17 protein-coding genes and 1 pseudogene are annotated in these 14,635 nt (G+C 65.4%); 8 read left to right on the top strand and 10 right to left on the bottom strand.

Annotated features, from left to right (window positions below; translation table 11 throughout):
- Positions 1 to 245: 245 nt before the first annotated feature.
- The 3 genes from WD184_09930 (at position 246) to WD184_09920 (ending at position 2,402) form a co-directional block, all read left to right on the top strand.
- Complete coding sequence (locus WD184_09930; protein MEX0827051.1) at positions 246 to 533, top strand: DUF1778 domain-containing protein; 288 nt, start codon at positions 246 to 248, stop codon at positions 531 to 533.
- 26 nt (positions 534 to 559) lie between these two features.
- Positions 560 to 1,048, top strand: a complete 489-nt coding sequence (locus WD184_09925) for a GNAT family N-acetyltransferase (GenBank protein MEX0827050.1) — start codon at positions 560 to 562, stop codon at positions 1,046 to 1,048.
- 391 nt (positions 1,049 to 1,439) lie between these two features.
- The gene (locus WD184_09920; protein MEX0827049.1) at positions 1,440 to 2,402 is read left to right on the top strand and encodes a hypothetical protein; all 963 of its coding nucleotides are present in this window, start codon (positions 1,440 to 1,442) and stop codon (positions 2,400 to 2,402) included.
- A 137-nt stretch (positions 2,403 to 2,539) separates the two neighbouring features.
- Here the strand turns inward: WD184_09920 and WD184_09915 are convergent, their stop codons facing one another.
- Genes WD184_09915 through merA form a run of 4 tightly spaced genes read right to left on the bottom strand, consistent with a single transcriptional unit; the run spans position 2,540 to position 5,824 of the window.
- The gene (locus WD184_09915; GenBank protein MEX0827048.1) at positions 2,540 to 2,674 is read right to left on the bottom strand and encodes a hypothetical protein; all 135 of its coding nucleotides are present in this window, start codon (positions 2,672 to 2,674) and stop codon (positions 2,540 to 2,542) included.
- A gap of 38 nt (positions 2,675 to 2,712) precedes the next feature.
- Positions 2,713 to 3,999, bottom strand: a complete 1,287-nt coding sequence (locus WD184_09910; GenBank protein MEX0827047.1) for an FAD-dependent oxidoreductase — start codon at positions 3,997 to 3,999, stop codon at positions 2,713 to 2,715.
- Between the two features lie 6 nt (positions 4,000 to 4,005).
- The gene (locus WD184_09905; GenBank protein MEX0827046.1) at positions 4,006 to 4,131 is read right to left on the bottom strand and encodes an FAD-dependent oxidoreductase; all 126 of its coding nucleotides are present in this window, start codon (positions 4,129 to 4,131) and stop codon (positions 4,006 to 4,008) included.
- Positions 4,132 to 4,150: 19 nt separating this feature from the next.
- Positions 4,151 to 5,824 (bottom strand): mercury(II) reductase, encoded by a 1,674-nt coding sequence (gene merA / locus WD184_09900; protein MEX0827045.1) that lies wholly within the window; start codon positions 5,822 to 5,824, stop codon positions 4,151 to 4,153.
- A gap of 55 nt (positions 5,825 to 5,879) precedes the next feature.
- Between merA and WD184_09895 the strand changes: the two genes are divergently transcribed.
- Positions 5,880 to 6,281: a heavy metal-responsive transcriptional regulator gene (locus WD184_09895; protein ID MEX0827044.1), complete on the top strand. Its 402-nt coding sequence runs from the start codon at positions 5,880 to 5,882 to the stop codon at positions 6,279 to 6,281.
- 287 nt (positions 6,282 to 6,568) lie between these two features.
- On the opposite strand, the pseudogene WD184_09890 reads toward WD184_09895, so the two are convergent.
- Together WD184_09890 and WD184_09885 are read right to left on the bottom strand one after the other, a co-directional pair.
- Positions 6,569 to 7,123: pseudogene (locus tag WD184_09890) on the bottom strand (redoxin domain-containing protein).
- Between the two features lie 12 nt (positions 7,124 to 7,135).
- Entirely contained in the window at positions 7,136 to 7,264 is a 129-nt protein-coding gene (locus tag WD184_09885; protein MEX0827043.1) for a hypothetical protein, read from the bottom strand.
- Between the two features lie 71 nt (positions 7,265 to 7,335).
- On the opposite strand from WD184_09885, the gene WD184_09880 reads away from it, so the two are divergent.
- Both WD184_09880 and WD184_09875 read left to right on the top strand, forming a co-directional pair.
- Positions 7,336 to 7,578, top strand: coding sequence for a hypothetical protein (locus WD184_09880; protein MEX0827042.1), 243 nt, complete (start codon positions 7,336 to 7,338; stop codon positions 7,576 to 7,578).
- A gap of 113 nt (positions 7,579 to 7,691) precedes the next feature.
- Positions 7,692 to 8,858, top strand: coding sequence for a HAMP domain-containing sensor histidine kinase (locus WD184_09875; protein MEX0827041.1), 1,167 nt, complete (start codon positions 7,692 to 7,694; stop codon positions 8,856 to 8,858).
- A gap of 49 nt (positions 8,859 to 8,907) precedes the next feature.
- On the opposite strand, the gene WD184_09870 is transcribed toward WD184_09875, so the two are convergent.
- Entirely contained in the window at positions 8,908 to 9,651 is a 744-nt protein-coding gene (locus tag WD184_09870) for a DUF547 domain-containing protein (protein MEX0827040.1), read from the bottom strand.
- 137 nt (positions 9,652 to 9,788) lie between these two features.
- Between WD184_09870 and WD184_09865 the strand changes: the two genes are divergently transcribed.
- Positions 9,789 to 10,121: a DUF427 domain-containing protein gene (locus tag WD184_09865; protein ID MEX0827039.1), complete on the top strand. Its 333-nt coding sequence runs from the start codon at positions 9,789 to 9,791 to the stop codon at positions 10,119 to 10,121.
- A gap of 95 nt (positions 10,122 to 10,216) precedes the next feature.
- On the opposite strand, the gene WD184_09860 is transcribed toward WD184_09865, so the two are convergent.
- From WD184_09860 to WD184_09850, 3 genes are all read right to left on the bottom strand, one after another.
- Positions 10,217 to 10,576, bottom strand: a complete 360-nt coding sequence (locus WD184_09860) for a hypothetical protein (GenBank protein MEX0827038.1) — start codon at positions 10,574 to 10,576, stop codon at positions 10,217 to 10,219.
- A 273-nt stretch (positions 10,577 to 10,849) separates the two neighbouring features.
- On the bottom strand, positions 10,850 to 12,307 hold the full coding sequence (locus WD184_09855) for an NAD(P)/FAD-dependent oxidoreductase (GenBank protein MEX0827037.1): 1,458 nt from the start codon (positions 12,305 to 12,307) through the stop codon (positions 10,850 to 10,852).
- Between the two features lie 78 nt (positions 12,308 to 12,385).
- The gene (locus WD184_09850) at positions 12,386 to 13,573 is read right to left on the bottom strand and encodes a DUF3179 domain-containing protein (GenBank protein MEX0827036.1); all 1,188 of its coding nucleotides are present in this window, start codon (positions 13,571 to 13,573) and stop codon (positions 12,386 to 12,388) included.
- Positions 13,574 to 13,836: 263 nt separating this feature from the next.
- Between WD184_09850 and WD184_09845 the strand changes: the two genes are divergently transcribed.
- Positions 13,837 to 14,526 carry a Crp/Fnr family transcriptional regulator gene (locus tag WD184_09845; protein MEX0827035.1) on the top strand — a complete coding sequence of 230 codons (690 nt, stop codon included), beginning with the start codon at positions 13,837 to 13,839 and terminating at the stop codon, positions 14,524 to 14,526.
- Positions 14,527 to 14,635 lie beyond the last annotated feature (109 nt).

Below are 14,635 nucleotides of genomic sequence, written 5' to 3'. Positions count from 1 at the left end.
TTTAGGCCGGTCTTCTGCTTCGTCGGGCGCGCAGTGTTGGTTCGGAGCCAGAAGGTCGCGGGTTCAAATCCCGCCCCCGCTACCAAGTGAACAACCAAGTCAGAGGCCCTTTCCGGGAAATCGGAGAGGGCCTCTGACGTTGTCCGATCGGGCTGATGCCAGGTTGCGCTGGAGCGCAACGCAGTCACTGGTTGACCATCCCTGGGTGTGGCCGTACACTGGCCGTACTGAAGGAAAGTTGAACCATGGCCACCGGCACGAAGCGAACTCGCAGTGAGCGTCTCGAGGTGCGGACGACTCCTGAGGATCGTGCGCTCATTGACCGGGCGGTAACGGCGTCCGGAACCGACCTGACCGACTTCGTCATCACCAATCTGACCGTGGCGTCCCGTCGGGTGCTGGCCGACCGGACCAAGTTTGTGCTCGAACCTGAGGCTCGAGCCGCGTGGGAGGAGATCAACCGTCGTCGTGCTCGCAGCCTGACCGGGCTCCGCGAGTTGATGGCACGGCCGTCGCCGTTCACCGACGAGTGACGCAACGGTATCGGCCTCCCAGGCTGTTGGAGGCCGGTGACATCGTCGACCCGTTCGAGTGTCGATCCGCCGAACAGACCGACTGGCTACGCCACCATGCACGACAGGCCCACGCGGCGGGAACAGCGAAGGTGCTGGTCGTCACTCCGGATGACAGTGTCCTGGTGGTCGCCTACTACGCCTGGTCGATGGCCAGTATCTCGATCGAGGATGCTCCGGCACGGGCGCGCCAGGGTGCGGGACGGTACCCGCAGCCCGTTGCGCTGCTCGCCCGACTTGGTGTATCCCAAGAGCACGAAGGCCGAGGACTCGGTGCCGGTCTCCTCGCCGATGCCATCGGTCGGACTGCGCAGTTGGGAGTTGAGATCGGATGCCGGGGCCTACTTGTTCACGCCGAGAGGCCGGAGGCTCGAGACTTCTACGTCAATCTCATCCCCGAATTCGCACAGTCACCTACCGACGCGCTGCACCTCGTCCTGTTGATGAAAGACATCCACAGAACCCTGAGAGGGTGACCCAGCGAAGGCGCTTCCATCGCGCGTCCATATCGCGAGAGGATGCGATGGGACGGTCACGAACCCGAAATGTCGCGAAACACAAATGGCTTCTGAACAGGCATTTCGCGCATTTCCTCAGGTCAGCGAACACCCCGGCCTCGCTCATAACCCGAAGGTCGAGGGTTCAGATCCCGCCCCCGCTAGTAGAAGCCGGGGTCAGCAGTACGCTGACCGGGTTTCTACCGTTCTGGTCGCAGTCGAAATCGACAAACGGATCAGAAGAGCCGTCTAGGTGTGATGACCGGGAAGGTTGTCCCTGGGTGGATTCATGGAGCAATGGTGCAGGACGTGTCGGATATACGACACTGAGTAGCTACTACGGGCAGCGTAACGCTAAACCAAGGCGGGCATGAGAGCCATCACACAACCCATCGGAATCTTGTACGAGCATCCGCTCTGGTTCAAACCGCTCTTCGCCGAGCTGGATCGGCGTGGTGTGGAGTATTTGCCGGTGGACGCCTCGGACTCGCGGATTGACCTGGTGGGTGCGCTCGAGGATTGCCGTCTGGTGGTCAACCGGATGAGCCCGTCCGCCTGGACCAGGGGGAACGGCCCGGCGATTGCCAGGACTCAGGATCTCCTTCGGCGACTCGATACCGATGGAGTGCCGGTCATCAACGGGGCCGCAGCCTTCGAATACGAGATATCGAAGACACGTCAGCTCGAGCTGCTCGCAGACCTGGGTGTCAGTCATCCGGCGGGAAGACCGTTCAGCGACCCGGCGGAGGTGATCGAAGCCGCGACTGGTCTTCGCTTCCCGATTCTGGTGAAGCCCAATCTCGGCGGGAGCGGAGCGGGCATCCGGTCGTTCGCCGACACCGCTGAGTTGGAAGCGGCCGTACGATCAGGTGAGCTGGAGGATCTGAGCTACGACGGCTTGGCACTGGTGCAGGAGCATCTGCCCGCAGAGGGCGACAGCATCGTGAGGGTGGAGATCCTCGACGGCGAGTATCTCTACGCGATTCGCCTCCGGCTCCTCCCGGGCTCATTCAACCTGTGCCCGGCCGACTACTGCGAAGTCCCGGGCATCGCCGACGGCGTCTCCGGCCGGGGGCTCCCGGTGGAGGCGTTCACACCACCCGAGGATGTGATCGATATCACGAAGCGGATAATCGAAGGCGCGGGAATGGACCTCGGTGGCGTGGAGTATCTGGTGAACTCCAGAGACGGCCGGCCCTACTTCTACGACATCAACGCCCTCTCCAACTTCGTAGCCGACGCACCCCAGGTGATCGGGTTCGATCCCTTCGTGGATCTCGCCGGTTTCATCGTCGCGAGGGCTGAGGAGGCGGAGAAAGCGATAGCTGTCTAGTGCCCCAGCGGGGCGCCGAGAGCCAATGGGAACACCGGTTCGGGTGGCCCTCCGGGGCCGGTCGGACCGGTCTCTCGTTGTCCTCGTGCTCGGCGGGCTGCCCTTCCGGAAGCCAAGAACGGGCCGCCGCGCCGCAGTCAGTCGCCGGTCTCTTCGGCGGCGAAGAGGGCCTTGAGCCTGGTCGCGTCGGCTTGGGTCCGGCCCGGGGGATCAGTGATCCCGAAGTCGATGTAGGCGCTGGGGGAGTAGCGGTGGCCGTGGCCGACGGGCACTGACTAGATGTCGGACATGCGCTGGGGACTCATCCGCTTCAGTCGGCCAGGTCGCCGGCTGCGGTGGCGACCGCCTCGACAGGTTTCAGGTTGGTCACCGCCGCCTTGACTCCCTCGGAGAGGGTGGGGTGGACGCATATGCAGTTGGTAAGCGGAGAGATGCTCCGTTCCGCGGTGTGCAGCATCAGGATCCCCTGCGACAGGAGATCGGCGCCGAGGTGGGCGAGAACGTGCATGCCGAGCAGCTCGTCAGTGTCGGCGTCGACGACGAACTTGACGAATCCGGCAGTCTCGCCCATGGCGATGGCCCGGCCCACTCGCCGCAGTGGCTGGCGACCGATCTTGATGCTCCGCCCCGCGGTAACGGCCTCCTCTTCGGTGAGTCCCACGCTGGCCACCTCCGGGTCGGTGAACACCGCCCCGGGGATGCGGTCCGTCTCGTAGGCCCGGCCGGCGCCCTTGAGGGCGTTGTCCACCGCCACCCCGGCGGTGTACACGGCGAAGTGGGTGTACTGCAGGCGGCCGATGACGTCTCCCATGGCCCAGACGTTGGGGGCGGTGGTCTGCAGTGTGTCGTCGATGGCGATTCCCGTCTCCGGATCCGCCTCGACGCCTGCCGCCTCCAGGTCCATGTCGCCGACATGGTGGGGTCGACGCCCGGCGGTCACCAAGATACGGTCGCACTCGAAGCGCTCGGTGGTGCCGGCCACATCGGCGGTCACTGCCAACCTGCCCCCGCCGACAGCCTCGACCTTGGTCGGCTCGGCCCGGGTGCGGATGTCGATGCCCTCCTCCCCGAGGATCGCCTCCAGCGCTGTCGATATCTCTTCATCCTCTCGGGGGAGCACTCGGCCCCGCCGCTGCAGCACGGTGACCTTCACGCCGAAGCGATGGAGCATCTGGGCAAACTCCATCCCCTCGGGGCCGCCACCGATGACGACCATCGACCCGGGAAGCGTGTCCATGTCCATGACCGTCTCATTGGTTTCGAATCCCGCTTCTGCGAGCCCGGGGATGTCGGGTACCACCGGTACCACGCCGGAAGCGACGATCACCTTCTCCGCCTCCAATTCGCGGCCGTCGATGGAGAGGCGGCCGGGGCCTGCGAAGCGGGCGGAGCCGCGGATCAGGTCGATTCGGGGGTGCTCATCGATCCGGCGTTCCAGCCGGCTCCGGATGAGCGAGACGATCTCATCCTTGCGGGTCCTGATCCGGGGCCAATCGACCTCCAGCCGCCCGATCCGAAACCCGAACTCCTCCCCCCGCTGCGCCATCTGAATCGCCTTTGCAGACCCGACCTGGGCCTTGGTGGGGATACACCCCACGTTGATTCAGGTGCCACCCACTTTGTGGCGTTCGATGAGAGCCACCCGGCCCCCCAGCCCTGCGGCTCGAAAGGCGGCATTGATGCCGCCCATCCCGGCTCCGATCACGGCCAGGTCGTACCTGTCGTCCATTTGTTGCTCCCTTCGATCGTCAAGCGGCACAGCAGGACAGGTGGGCGACATCCTTGGAGAATCCTTGGGCGGCAAGCTTGAGTGCCTCGGCCATCGTCAGGTAGGGGTGGAAGGTGCCGGCGATCTCTTCGATGGTGACCCGGTGTTGAAGGCCGATCACCACCGCCTGGATGACGTCGCCGGCACCCTCGGCGAGGATGTGGGCGCCAAGCATCCGGCCGGTGGCCTCGTCGGCAACCAGCTTCACCAGTCCGGTGGTGTCATGGTCGACCAGGGCGCGAGGTACCGCGCTGAGGGGCAGCAGCGAGGTGATCACCCGGTGGCCCGCGTCGACGGCCTGAGCCTCGGTGAATCCCACGGAGGCGATGGGCGGGCTGGTGAACGTCACCCGGGGCATGCTATTGAGGTCGATGCGTCGGCCGGTGCCTCTGAGGGCATGCTCGGCGGCGACCCCACCAGAGCGGGCGGCCACGTAGACGAACTGGGGGAGGTTGGTGACGTCGCCGGCGGCGAAGACCCGGGGGTTGGTGGTCGCCATCGCACTGTCGACGACGACATGCCCCCGCGGGTCGGTATCCACTCTCGCGGCCTCCAGGCCGAGGCCGGCGGTGTCGGCGCGACGGCCGGTGGCGATGACGAGCTGGTCGGCCTCGATTCGCTCCGTGATGCCGGCGATGGTGATGTCGAGCCAGCGACGGTCGCCACTGCGGCCCGCCTTGGTGATCGTGGCCGAGGTGAGGACCCGGGTACCGATCGACTCGAGGTGCGCCTGGAGGGCGGCGGAGATCTCCGGTTCCTCGAAGGGTGCGATCCGATCCAGCACCTCGACCAGGGTGAGCCGGCTGCCCAGATGGGCGAACAGCTGACCGAGCTCGAGGCCAATGGCGTTGGCCCCCACCACGATCATTTCAGCGGGCAGCTCGGTGAGCTCGAGCGCGGTGGTGGAGGTGAGATAGCCGGCCTCGTTGAGCCCTGCGATCGGTGGCGCCCACGGGGCGGCGCCGGTGGCGATCAGGTAGCGGCCGGCCGACACCACCTGACCGTTGACCTCCACGGTGTCTGGTCCGGTGAACCGGGCCTCACCCCAAATCAGTTCGATGCCGTACACCTCGATCAGATCCTCGTACTTCTCCCGGCGCATGGTGTTCACCAGGTCATCCTTCTGGGCGACCAGGGCCGCCAGGTCGACGCTCCCGACCGCGGTGGGCAACCCGGCGAAGGGAGAGTGACGGGCCCGGTGATAGTGCTCGGCGGCTCGGAGCAGCGCCTTGGAGGGTACGCAGCCGACATTCACGCAGGTACCACCGACTGTGCCCCGTTCCACCATGGCGACACGGGCCCCCAGCTCGGAGGCCTTGATTGCGGCGGCGAATGCCGCCGACCCGGAACCGATGATGAGCAGGTCGTGGTCTCCGTCACTCGGGGACTCGGCGAGTCGCTCGGAGCCCCGCTCGTCGTCTTCGACGAGGCCGTAGCCGTCGTTCGCCAGCTCCGTAGTGGCCCTATCGGCCGAGAACGCAGGGGTGGCGAGGCCCACCGCGGTCCCGGTCTGCCAGTCCACCTGCGGGTCCTGCAGCCCGGCCCGGCTGAGCGCCTTGCCCACCGTGATCTCGCAGTGGTCGCAGGTCATCCCCTCGATGGCGAGGCGGATCGGCTCTGCGGAGTTATCTATCTTCTCGCGCTTGGTCCTCATTCCGGTAAACCTACACCTTCAAGTGCGGTTGAATGTCAAGTGGTATGGTGCCGTCATGCAGATAGGTGAGGTGGCACGCAAGGTCGGGGTGGCCACCTCGGCTATCCGTTTCTACGAGGAGTCGGGTCTGCTGCCCGAACCGGAGCGGACCCGATCGGGGTACCGGGAGTACGCCCCGGCTGTGATCGACCGTCTCATGTTCATTCGGGCCGGCCAGGCGGTGGGGTTCACCCTGGCCGAGCTGAAGGAGGTGCTCGGGATCCGGGACCGGGGTGACCTCCCGTGCTCGCACGTGGCCGAACTGGTCGACCGTCACATCGGCGATATCGACCAGAGGATCAGGGACCTGCGAAGGCTACGTAAGGACCTGGCCGCCGTCGCGGAGACCGCCGCCCGGTTCGACCCGACCGATTGTCCGCCGGAGAGCGTCTGCCGGATCCTCACCGCCACCCGCTGATCAGCGCTCAGCTCCGTTCCACCGGTCCGGTGCCGACGGGTAGTCCGGCCCGGCGCTATTCGGGGAGCCCGTCTTGAAGCCGGCGGGCTTGATATCCGTGCTGGCGGAGAAGTTGGAAGGTCTGCGGGGCGAGCACGCAGTAGGGGCCCCGGCATTAGGCGACGATCTCGGCATCCTTGGGGAGCGCGCCAAGTCGAGCCTCCAACGCGTCCAGGGCACCGAGTTCGCCCCGGGGATGTGGCCTGGTGGTCAAGACCTCGGCCACCGCCGCCGGCTTACTGGGCGCCTCAGCCGGCATCCCGTTTGGCGCGATACGCCTGTTTCGTGGCCTCTGTGTAGCGGTCGAGCAGGGCAACATATTCGTCCGCCTCATCACGAGTCTCGGGGTGGCGCCCGGCCATGGCTATCACCGCGAAGCGCGCCCCCCGGTAGTAGGGCAGCAGATTCTGGAACGGCATGGCATTCGGTCCCGGCCGGGCCTCACCGAGCTCGGGAGACACCTGCTCGACGGGGGGTAGGCCGAGCGACCTCAAGGCTGTGAGGACCTCGTCCTCGGAGGGCCGGTCGGCAAAGTCGCGCGATGTGAATCGCGCCTTCTCCTCGCCGTCTGGACCGACGAGGACGACTGTGGGCAGGGCGATGTTGCGCTCGTCCCGCGGGTCGGCCACCCCGTATGGCTCGATCGCCCCGGTTCGCTCGGGGTCGCTGAGAAGCGGAAACGGCAGGCCCAGCGTCTCGACCATGGCGGCGTTTTGCCCCGGCGAGTCCACGCTGATCCCGACGATCCTCCCACCCGCGTTCGTGAAGTCGGGATGTCCCTGTGCCAAGCTGACCAGCTGGCCGTTGCAATACGGTCACCAGTCGCCGCGGAGGAAGAAGAGGACCACTGCGGCGTCGAGATGGTCGCCGAGCGAGAAGGGGCGTCCCGCCTGGTCCTCGAGAGTGAACGTCGGCGCCTGCATCGCGGCAACCCTACCCGACACCGCGCCTCCCGTCAGGTCTCGAGGATCCTGCCGGGAGTCGCCCGCTTCGCGACGGAGACGACGGCTACCTGGTGATCGACCTCGGTAGGGCGGTCGACGTGGTCGCCGTCGGGTTCCATACCCGCTCGATGTCCGACGGCACCGCGACCACCGAAGCCTTCACCGTCACGGTCGACGGCGATGACATCTATGGGCCGTTCCCGGTGGGTCGCAGCGACGTCGCGTTCACCGGGCAGATCATCCGCTTCGATGTCACCACCTCGACCGGAGGCAACACCGGCGCCGCCGAGATCGAGGTCTTCGCAGGGCAGTGACCCGCGGGTTCCACAGCACGCTTTATTAGTGCGCGACAGCCGCCGATGTACCGGGAATGGACAGAGGGGCACTTGCCGAACTCGAGCGTCCGCTTGGCCGATGGAGGCGGGTGGTGTACTGCCTCGTCTTCGGCGGCACGGTCGCTGCGCTGGTCATAGGCCCCGATCCGCGACGGGCCGGAATGGCAGCCGTCTTCCTCCTGGCGTCCATCAGCGCGGTGTTCCCGGGCGGGATGACGGTTCGGGGCCTGCTGTTGATCGACCTCTCTGTGTCGGTCGCGGTCTGGTGGCTGTATGGGCCCGTGTCGGGTGCCGCGTTCATCGCCCTGGGCGTGGTCGCCGTGGGTCCCTTCGTGATGGTTCTCCGGGATACTCGCGTGATCGTGGGCGCCGCCTTGTTCACCGTACCGGTCGAGGTGGCTCTCCACTTCGTCGCCGGTGAGGTGTCGCTCCCGCTCTTTCACCCCCCGGGCCCGGTGCCGACCTCGGAATTCCTCACCGGAGAGGGCATCAAGGCCGCGTTGCTGCTCGGCATCGGGATTCTGATGGTGGGCATTGCCGGCATGGTGCGAAGGGGTCAGCGCGCCCTGGCTGCGGACCTCGGCCGGGAGCGTGAGCTCAACTCGCTCAAGGACCGGTTCGTGGCCACCGTCAGCCACGAGCTGCGCACCCCTCTGACGACACTCAAGGGCTTCACCCAGACCCTGCTCGACGACGATGTGAGCCCTACGGAGCGGCGGGAGTTTCTCACGATCATGGCGGACCAGGCCGACGAGCTACACGCGCTCATCGAGGATGTGATCACCTTCGGCCAGATGAGCGCAGGAGGAGTGACCGTTACCCCGGCCCGGGTCGATCTCCATGAGCTGACCGCAGCGGTGCTCTTGGAATTCGGCGCTCGGGCCGGAGATGTCTCCAACCGGGTGCCGCCGCGGACGATGATCCTGGCGGACCCGCCCCGCATCCGTCAGGTGTTGCGAAACCTGGTCGACAATGCGCTCAAGTACGGTGAGCCGCCGATCGTGGTAACCGCATCAAACCATGACGCATTGGTTCGCTGCAGCGTGCTCGACGCTGGACGGGGCATCGAGTCGAGTGACCTGGAAAGGGCGTTCGTGCCCTACGCGCGTCTTGTCGACGACCCGACCATGTCCGCCCCCGGACTTGGTCTGGGGCTGCCCATCGCGCGCGAGTTGGTGGCGGCTCACAGTGGGGAGATACGACAAGTGGCCGACGGGTCCATGTCCGGGTTCGAGTTCACCGTGCCGTTCGCGGCGTGATCTTTCCTGGGGGTCGTCGTAGGTGACTAGCGGCACCGGGAACGCATGGTCAGCGGACGGTGCAGCGAAGGCCCCAGTCGTACCCCTGAAATTCCACTGCGGGATCGGCCTCATTTATCCATCGGGCGACGGCGGGATCCATCCAGGGTCGTAATGCGCTGAGGACCCTCGACCGTCGTGCTGGGAGAAAGGTCGGCATGCGATTTGGCCGGGTGAAGTCGCCGCCGAACCACAGAAATAGGCGAGAGAGGTAGACGACCTTCCGGTCTTCGTCGATTTCGAGGGCCCCGGCCATGAGGAAATTGCGTAGCTGGTCGTCGAGCTGGTCACCCAGCGTTTCCCCCCGATACGGCTCGCTGCGAAGAGTAGGGCAGGAGACCGCGCCGCAGACGAGTGCCGCATGAATCCCCGGGTCACGAAACCGGCGCAGCTTGCCGTGCTCGATATCGTCCAACGAGAGGCTCTCTCCGTCCACGCGGATCACTTCCTGGTTGAACCCGCCGGGTATGCCCATCACCGATCCGAGGCCGGCCTTTTGTGCCTGGCCGGCGAGCAGCAGTGCCCCGGCGTTGTAGACGTTGATCCAATACGCCAGGGCTTCCGCCCTGCTCAGCGAATCCGGGCTCAGACCTGTGGCGTGGTCCAGGTAGCGACCAAGGTCGACCTCCAGGTCCGACAGGAATCCAGGCCCCGTGCTCTTAAGACGTCTCAGCGGTGTGGTGAGAAGCGAGTGGTCGGCCGTGGAGGTTCCAAACGGTCCCGGTCGCCGGACGGAGACCAGAGATCGAACCACCGACAGTCCAACCGAAAGGGGATTGGGGCCTGAGGCCATGACTGGGTTAACGGTGCCCGAGCCTCATTGCAGCTGCACATCGTCGCAGGTCCGACAGTCCATGCCATACCTGTACGGCATGTCGTGTTGTGCTGGTCATGACAGACATATTGCGTCGATTCAAGAAGTCCGATCACTCATCGGTCACACAGGCTATGGCTGGCAGCGTGGTGGTTGCATCCGCCGAGCAGACCGTAAAGGTCGAGGGCAACGACTACTTCGCCCCGGACGCCGTCAACTGGGACATGCTTGAACCCTCATCAGAGACTTCAGTGTGCCCGTGGAAGGGTTTGGCCACCTACTACGACGTAGTTGCCGACGGAACCCGCTACCCGGCTGCAGCGTGGACCTATACCGACCCATCCCGGGCCGCCGCCCACATCAAGGATCACATCGCGTTTTGGCGTGGTGTCAAGGTGTCCAAGGCCTGAGAAGACTGCCGTCCACCTCAGCACTGACCAACTGAGTCCGACGGGTCCCCGAGCCCTTTCGCTAATGGCAATCTGCCGGGGTCGCTGTATGTGGCTCAGGCCTTTGTTGTCCGTCCGTCACGTCGAGCCCCCAACGACAGGGTGATCACCGCGACCATGGCCGCAGCCATGTCGTAGGGGAGCACGTAGCGCATCAGGGCGGCTCCGTTGACTTGCCACCCACCGTCGGGGGCGAAGCCGATTGCAGAAAGGTAGGTCCAGATCGACCAGACACAAACCACACCTACCACCGCACCCGCGGCATGATCCCAACGCCTCGTGGTCATCCACCCCACACCCAGGAGAGTTGCCCCGGCTGCCCATGCGATGTCCAGTGCGGAGAGCAGTTGGAGGAACTGCAGAGAAGGGTCGAAGCGGAGCGCGGCCGACGTCGGAAGGGTGACCAGGGCGACCACCCCGAACTGTGAGCGCCACCACCGCCGCTCCCGAGGATATGAGCCGGCCGGTGGCGCCGAGTGAGGCGAACCAGGAATCGTCGATGAGGCGGGCCAGGTGGGCGACCACGATCAGTCCGAAGGCGACGAGGGCGCTGAGATGCACCATCGTGTACGGCAGCAATGTCGCGGGCGTCGCGTCCGGAACGAAGAGCAGCGGCAGGCTGACCGAGGCTCCAACCAAGGTCCAGCGGAGGGCACGGGCAAGGGCGACCTCGACGCCTGGAGACGGGGTCAGACGAACTCCCTCTCGTACTCGTCACGATAAGTCTCCAACAGACGCAGCCACACTTCACTGAGAGTCGGAAAGGCGGGGACGGCATGCCAGAGCGTCTCGAGCGGTGTCTCGGCAACGATCGCGATGGTGGCGGCGTGAAGCAGTTCTCCGGTCCGCGGGCCGACGAAGGTAGCCCCGACGATCACTTCACGCGCGGCGTCGATGACGAGTTTCGACGTTCCGCGGTAGCCACGTCCGAGCACAGCCGCGGCGGCCACCCGTCCGATGTCGTAGGTGACGGTGCGCACGTCGACCCCGCGTTCTCTCGCTTGCCGCTCGGTGAGCCCCACTGCGGCGATCTCTGGACTGGTGAAGACCACGCGCGGGGTCGCTTTGGTGTCGCCCCAGGCGTGTGTGGCCGCGCCTGCGATATGACGCCCGGCGATTCGAGCCTGATACTTTCCGGTATGGGTGAGCAGCGATCTGCCGTTCACGTCACCCACGGCGTACAGCCATCCACCGGGCACAGCCGTGGCCTGCAGGTGGTCATCGACCTCGATGATGCCACCCGCCTCCAGACCGACGGTCTCCAGCCCGAGGTCGCCTGTGTTTGGTCTGCGTCCCGTGGCCACGAGTATCTCGTCGGCCTCCACTTTCACGACCTCACCATCTGCCAATTCGATCTCGGCGGTGGCGGGACCGCCCGGGCTGACGCGAGTTACCGAACGTGTGGACGCGGATGTGTGGACGACGACCCCCATGCGGGATAGCGCAGCCTCCAACTCCTCTCCAGCGAAGGTTTCCTCGCGGGGTAGAAGGTGGCCGGTCAACTCGACCAGGGTGACTTCTTCTGCACCGAGCCACTTCCAGGCCTGTGCCATCTCGCTGCCGACGACTCCTCCTCCGATGACCAAGAGTCTGCGGGGCACCTGCTTCGCAGTCGTAACGTCTCGGGAGTCCCAGACCCCGGCGCTGTCGAGCCCTTCGATTGGCGGCTTAGCCGCCGAGGATCCGGTGGCTACCACCACGGCCTTTCTAGCTTCAAACAGATGAATCGATCCGTCCCTAGCTTGCACGGTCACCTGTCGCTCGCCACCGATCCGGCCGCGACCACGTATCAGGTCGACTCCGGCATCTTCGAGCCACGACACCTGACCGGCGTCGTCCCAGTGGCTGGCCAGCGAATCGCGGCGGGCGAGGGCCTCATCGACGTCGATTTCCCCCAATGCCGCGCTCTGGGCCCCCGGTACCCGACGCAACGCCTCCAGCGCCTCCCCTGGGCGGAGCAGAGCCTTGGACGGCATGCACGCCCAGTAGGTGCACTCGCCTCCGAGCAGCTCGTGCTCGATCAGGGCTACGCGGAGTCCGGCCCTGGCGGCGATGTCAGCTGCGTTCTCGCCTGCCGGGCCGCCGCCGATGACCAGGACGTCGTATCTCGAGTCCGGCGGTGCATCTCCATTTAGCCGGGGGCTCATTTGTCTCAACGCTCCTTCGTTTCTCGCCTTCGACCGGAGGGTCGCCGGCTGGGGGGCCCTGACCCGGCTCGGCTGCCGCTAGCGGCCTTCGATCAAATCGGTCGTCGGCTGGTAGGTGGCCCACGCAAACCAGAAAGTGTCGAGGTGGTGGATCTGCTCAAGCGACCTGCCGGCGAGCTCGCCCGAGACGGCGATTCCAGTGATGTCCCACCGGCTGCCGGTTTGGTCGTCAACGAACTCATCCCCATCGACTCCGAATGTGAGGGTCTGACTGTTGACGACCGGGGAGAACACCGCCGCCGAGCCGACTTCCCGCCCGCTGACGATGAGGTCGGTGTCGAGCGCGGACGCCTGGCCCGACTTCCAGAAGAGGACGACGGGTGTTTCCCCTACTTGACTGTTGGTGGCCGACGCATCTCCGTCCGCCAGACCATCGAGAGCCCAGGCGCGGGCAGCACCGTCGATGGCGACGCCGACGACGCGTTGTTTGGCTGCCGCCCGGTCGTCGACTGTGCCTCGGAAGAGGAAGGGTTGGGTGTCCGGATCGTCGTAGCCGGCATAGGGGTTCGTGCCATATGGTCGGCTGTATCCGGTCGAATGACGGTCGAGAACCTTCGCCTCGGGGAACGACTCCTTGAGGTCCGACCAGCCGAGCAAGGGCGACGAGATCGGCTCGAGCCTCTGCCCGGTGAGCGCGCCCACCACCGCACGGCCGTCAAAGTGGGTCCAGAGCGATTCGGTGGCTCGGTCGTACATGACCAGGGCGGACGCATACAGCCGCCCTGAGGTCCCGAATGAGGTGACTTGACCAGCCACCTCTCGCAGGTAACTGACCGCACTGTTGCACAACGGGCAGTAGGTCACCGCAACCGGAACCCCTCCCACGGTGTCATTCACGATTTCGTGCCAGATGAGGATTTGAACCGGATAGGCGTGAACCTCCCCATTCATCTCCAGATAGATCACGGGCTCGTTCGCACCGATCCACTCGTCCGCCTTCTCGACGGAGACGAACTGGGGATTGTCGATTGGGGGAATACCGTCGGGTGGGGGACCGCCGCTGATGATCTCGGAAGGATCGATCAGGGGCTCGGGGAAGGAGGCGTTCTCCATATTGTCCAGCGCCGAAGGAAGTTCCCCGCCTGGTCCATTGGTGGCCGGCGGAGCGGTGGTCGTCGACTCTGGTTCGGGGGTCGGGTCCCCCTCATTGGTTCCCGTCTTGTCACCGTTCCCGCAGGCGACGACGAGAAGTGCGGTCCCAGTCATGAGGCCGAGGGTGCGCATTTGCATGACTAGGTCAACTCTGCTCGCGATACCCCTTTTCGGGAGAGTGTCGGAGGAGCGACACTTCTTCGCTCTGACTGGGGCCCTCGAGCAGGTCCGTGCCGGGATGTCTTCGCGGACGATCCGGTAGCCACTGAGGTCGAACTGATGGGGATGGCCATTTCCGCTGGCTGAGCCTGAGAGAGCATTCCCCCCGGTATAGGCTCTACGCGATCTTGCCTCTTGGATCAGGTGACCCCGCCAGCATGAAGAACGCCGAGGACCAGCACCTGGCGTGGCTGGCACGCTCCTTCGGGCGACCCGACTATTTGCCTCTCACCCCCGGCGACATCGACACCCTCAAGAACGTGGCCGAGCCGATCTCCCGGTTCACCGGCTCGCACCTGTTCAAAGAGGGAGAACCGGCAATCGCCGCATACGTGATCAGGTCGGGTGAGGTAGACCTATTTCGAATGCACAGCGGACGACGTCGCGTGGTAGCTCGCGTCGGGCCTGGTTCGGTGATCGGAGATATCGCCATGTTCGGTGAGGGCACCTATATGTCTTCGGCCCAGGCCGTCAATCAGGTCAAGGCCTTTCGATTCGACCGAGACGTGCTGATCCCGGAGCTGGCGAAACACCCGGCGCTCTGCCTTCGTTGGCTGGTGTCAGCGCTGCGCCAGCTGCAGAACACCCAACGGCGAATCGTTCACCTCTTGCACAAGACGGTGCTCGCCAAGGTCGCAGATCTCCTCGTCGAGGAAGCCTCCAAGACCGGCCCCGACTTGCAGCTGTCCCAGGCCGCGGTTGCGACATTGCTCGGCTCGAGCAGGCAGACCGTCAACGAGGCCGTGAGAACGCTGCGCGACATGGGTGCGATCAACACCGGGTATCGGATGATCAGCGTCGTCGACTCCGAGAAGCTCAACGAGGTCGCGGCCGGTCATGTCGGCTGAACGCCGCGCGGCTACCGATCTGGAGTCGGTCGGGGTCGGCGCTCTCGTAGTCGGTTGGGCTCTGGGTCGTGAGCCATCGGCCCAATCACCAACGGATGCGGGGCCCGGG

The sequence above is a fragment of the Acidimicrobiia bacterium genome, from assembly GCA_040878325.1.
Taxonomy (GTDB): Bacteria; Actinomycetota; Acidimicrobiia; order Spongiisociales; family UBA11373; genus JAUYIV01.
Note: the sequence above shows the minus strand (reverse complement) of the source record. Positions and strands in the feature narration are given on the sequence as shown.

Coding starts and splice junctions, on each gene's coding strand:
- WD184_09930 (MEX0827051.1), top strand. CDS start 246: ATGGCCACCGGCACGAAGCGAACTCGCAGTGAGCGTCTCGAGGTGCGG.
- WD184_09920 (MEX0827049.1), top strand. CDS start 1,440: ATGAGAGCCATCACACAACCCATCGGAATCTTGTACGAGCATCCGCTC.
- WD184_09905 (MEX0827046.1), bottom strand. CDS start 4,131: ATGGACGACAGGTACGACCTGGCCGTGATCGGAGCCGGGATGGGCGGC.
- merA (MEX0827045.1), bottom strand. CDS start 5,824: ATGAGGACCAAGCGCGAGAAGATAGATAACTCCGCAGAGCCGATCCGC.
- WD184_09895 (MEX0827044.1), top strand. CDS start 5,880: ATGCAGATAGGTGAGGTGGCACGCAAGGTCGGGGTGGCCACCTCGGCT.
- WD184_09865 (MEX0827039.1), top strand. CDS start 9,789: ATGACAGACATATTGCGTCGATTCAAGAAGTCCGATCACTCATCGGTC.
- WD184_09855 (MEX0827037.1), bottom strand. CDS start 12,307: ATGAGCCCCCGGCTAAATGGAGATGCACCGCCGGACTCGAGATACGAC.
- WD184_09850 (MEX0827036.1), bottom strand. CDS start 13,573: ATGACTGGGACCGCACTTCTCGTCGTCGCCTGCGGGAACGGTGACAAG.
- WD184_09845 (MEX0827035.1), top strand. CDS start 13,837: ATGAAGAACGCCGAGGACCAGCACCTGGCGTGGCTGGCACGCTCCTTC.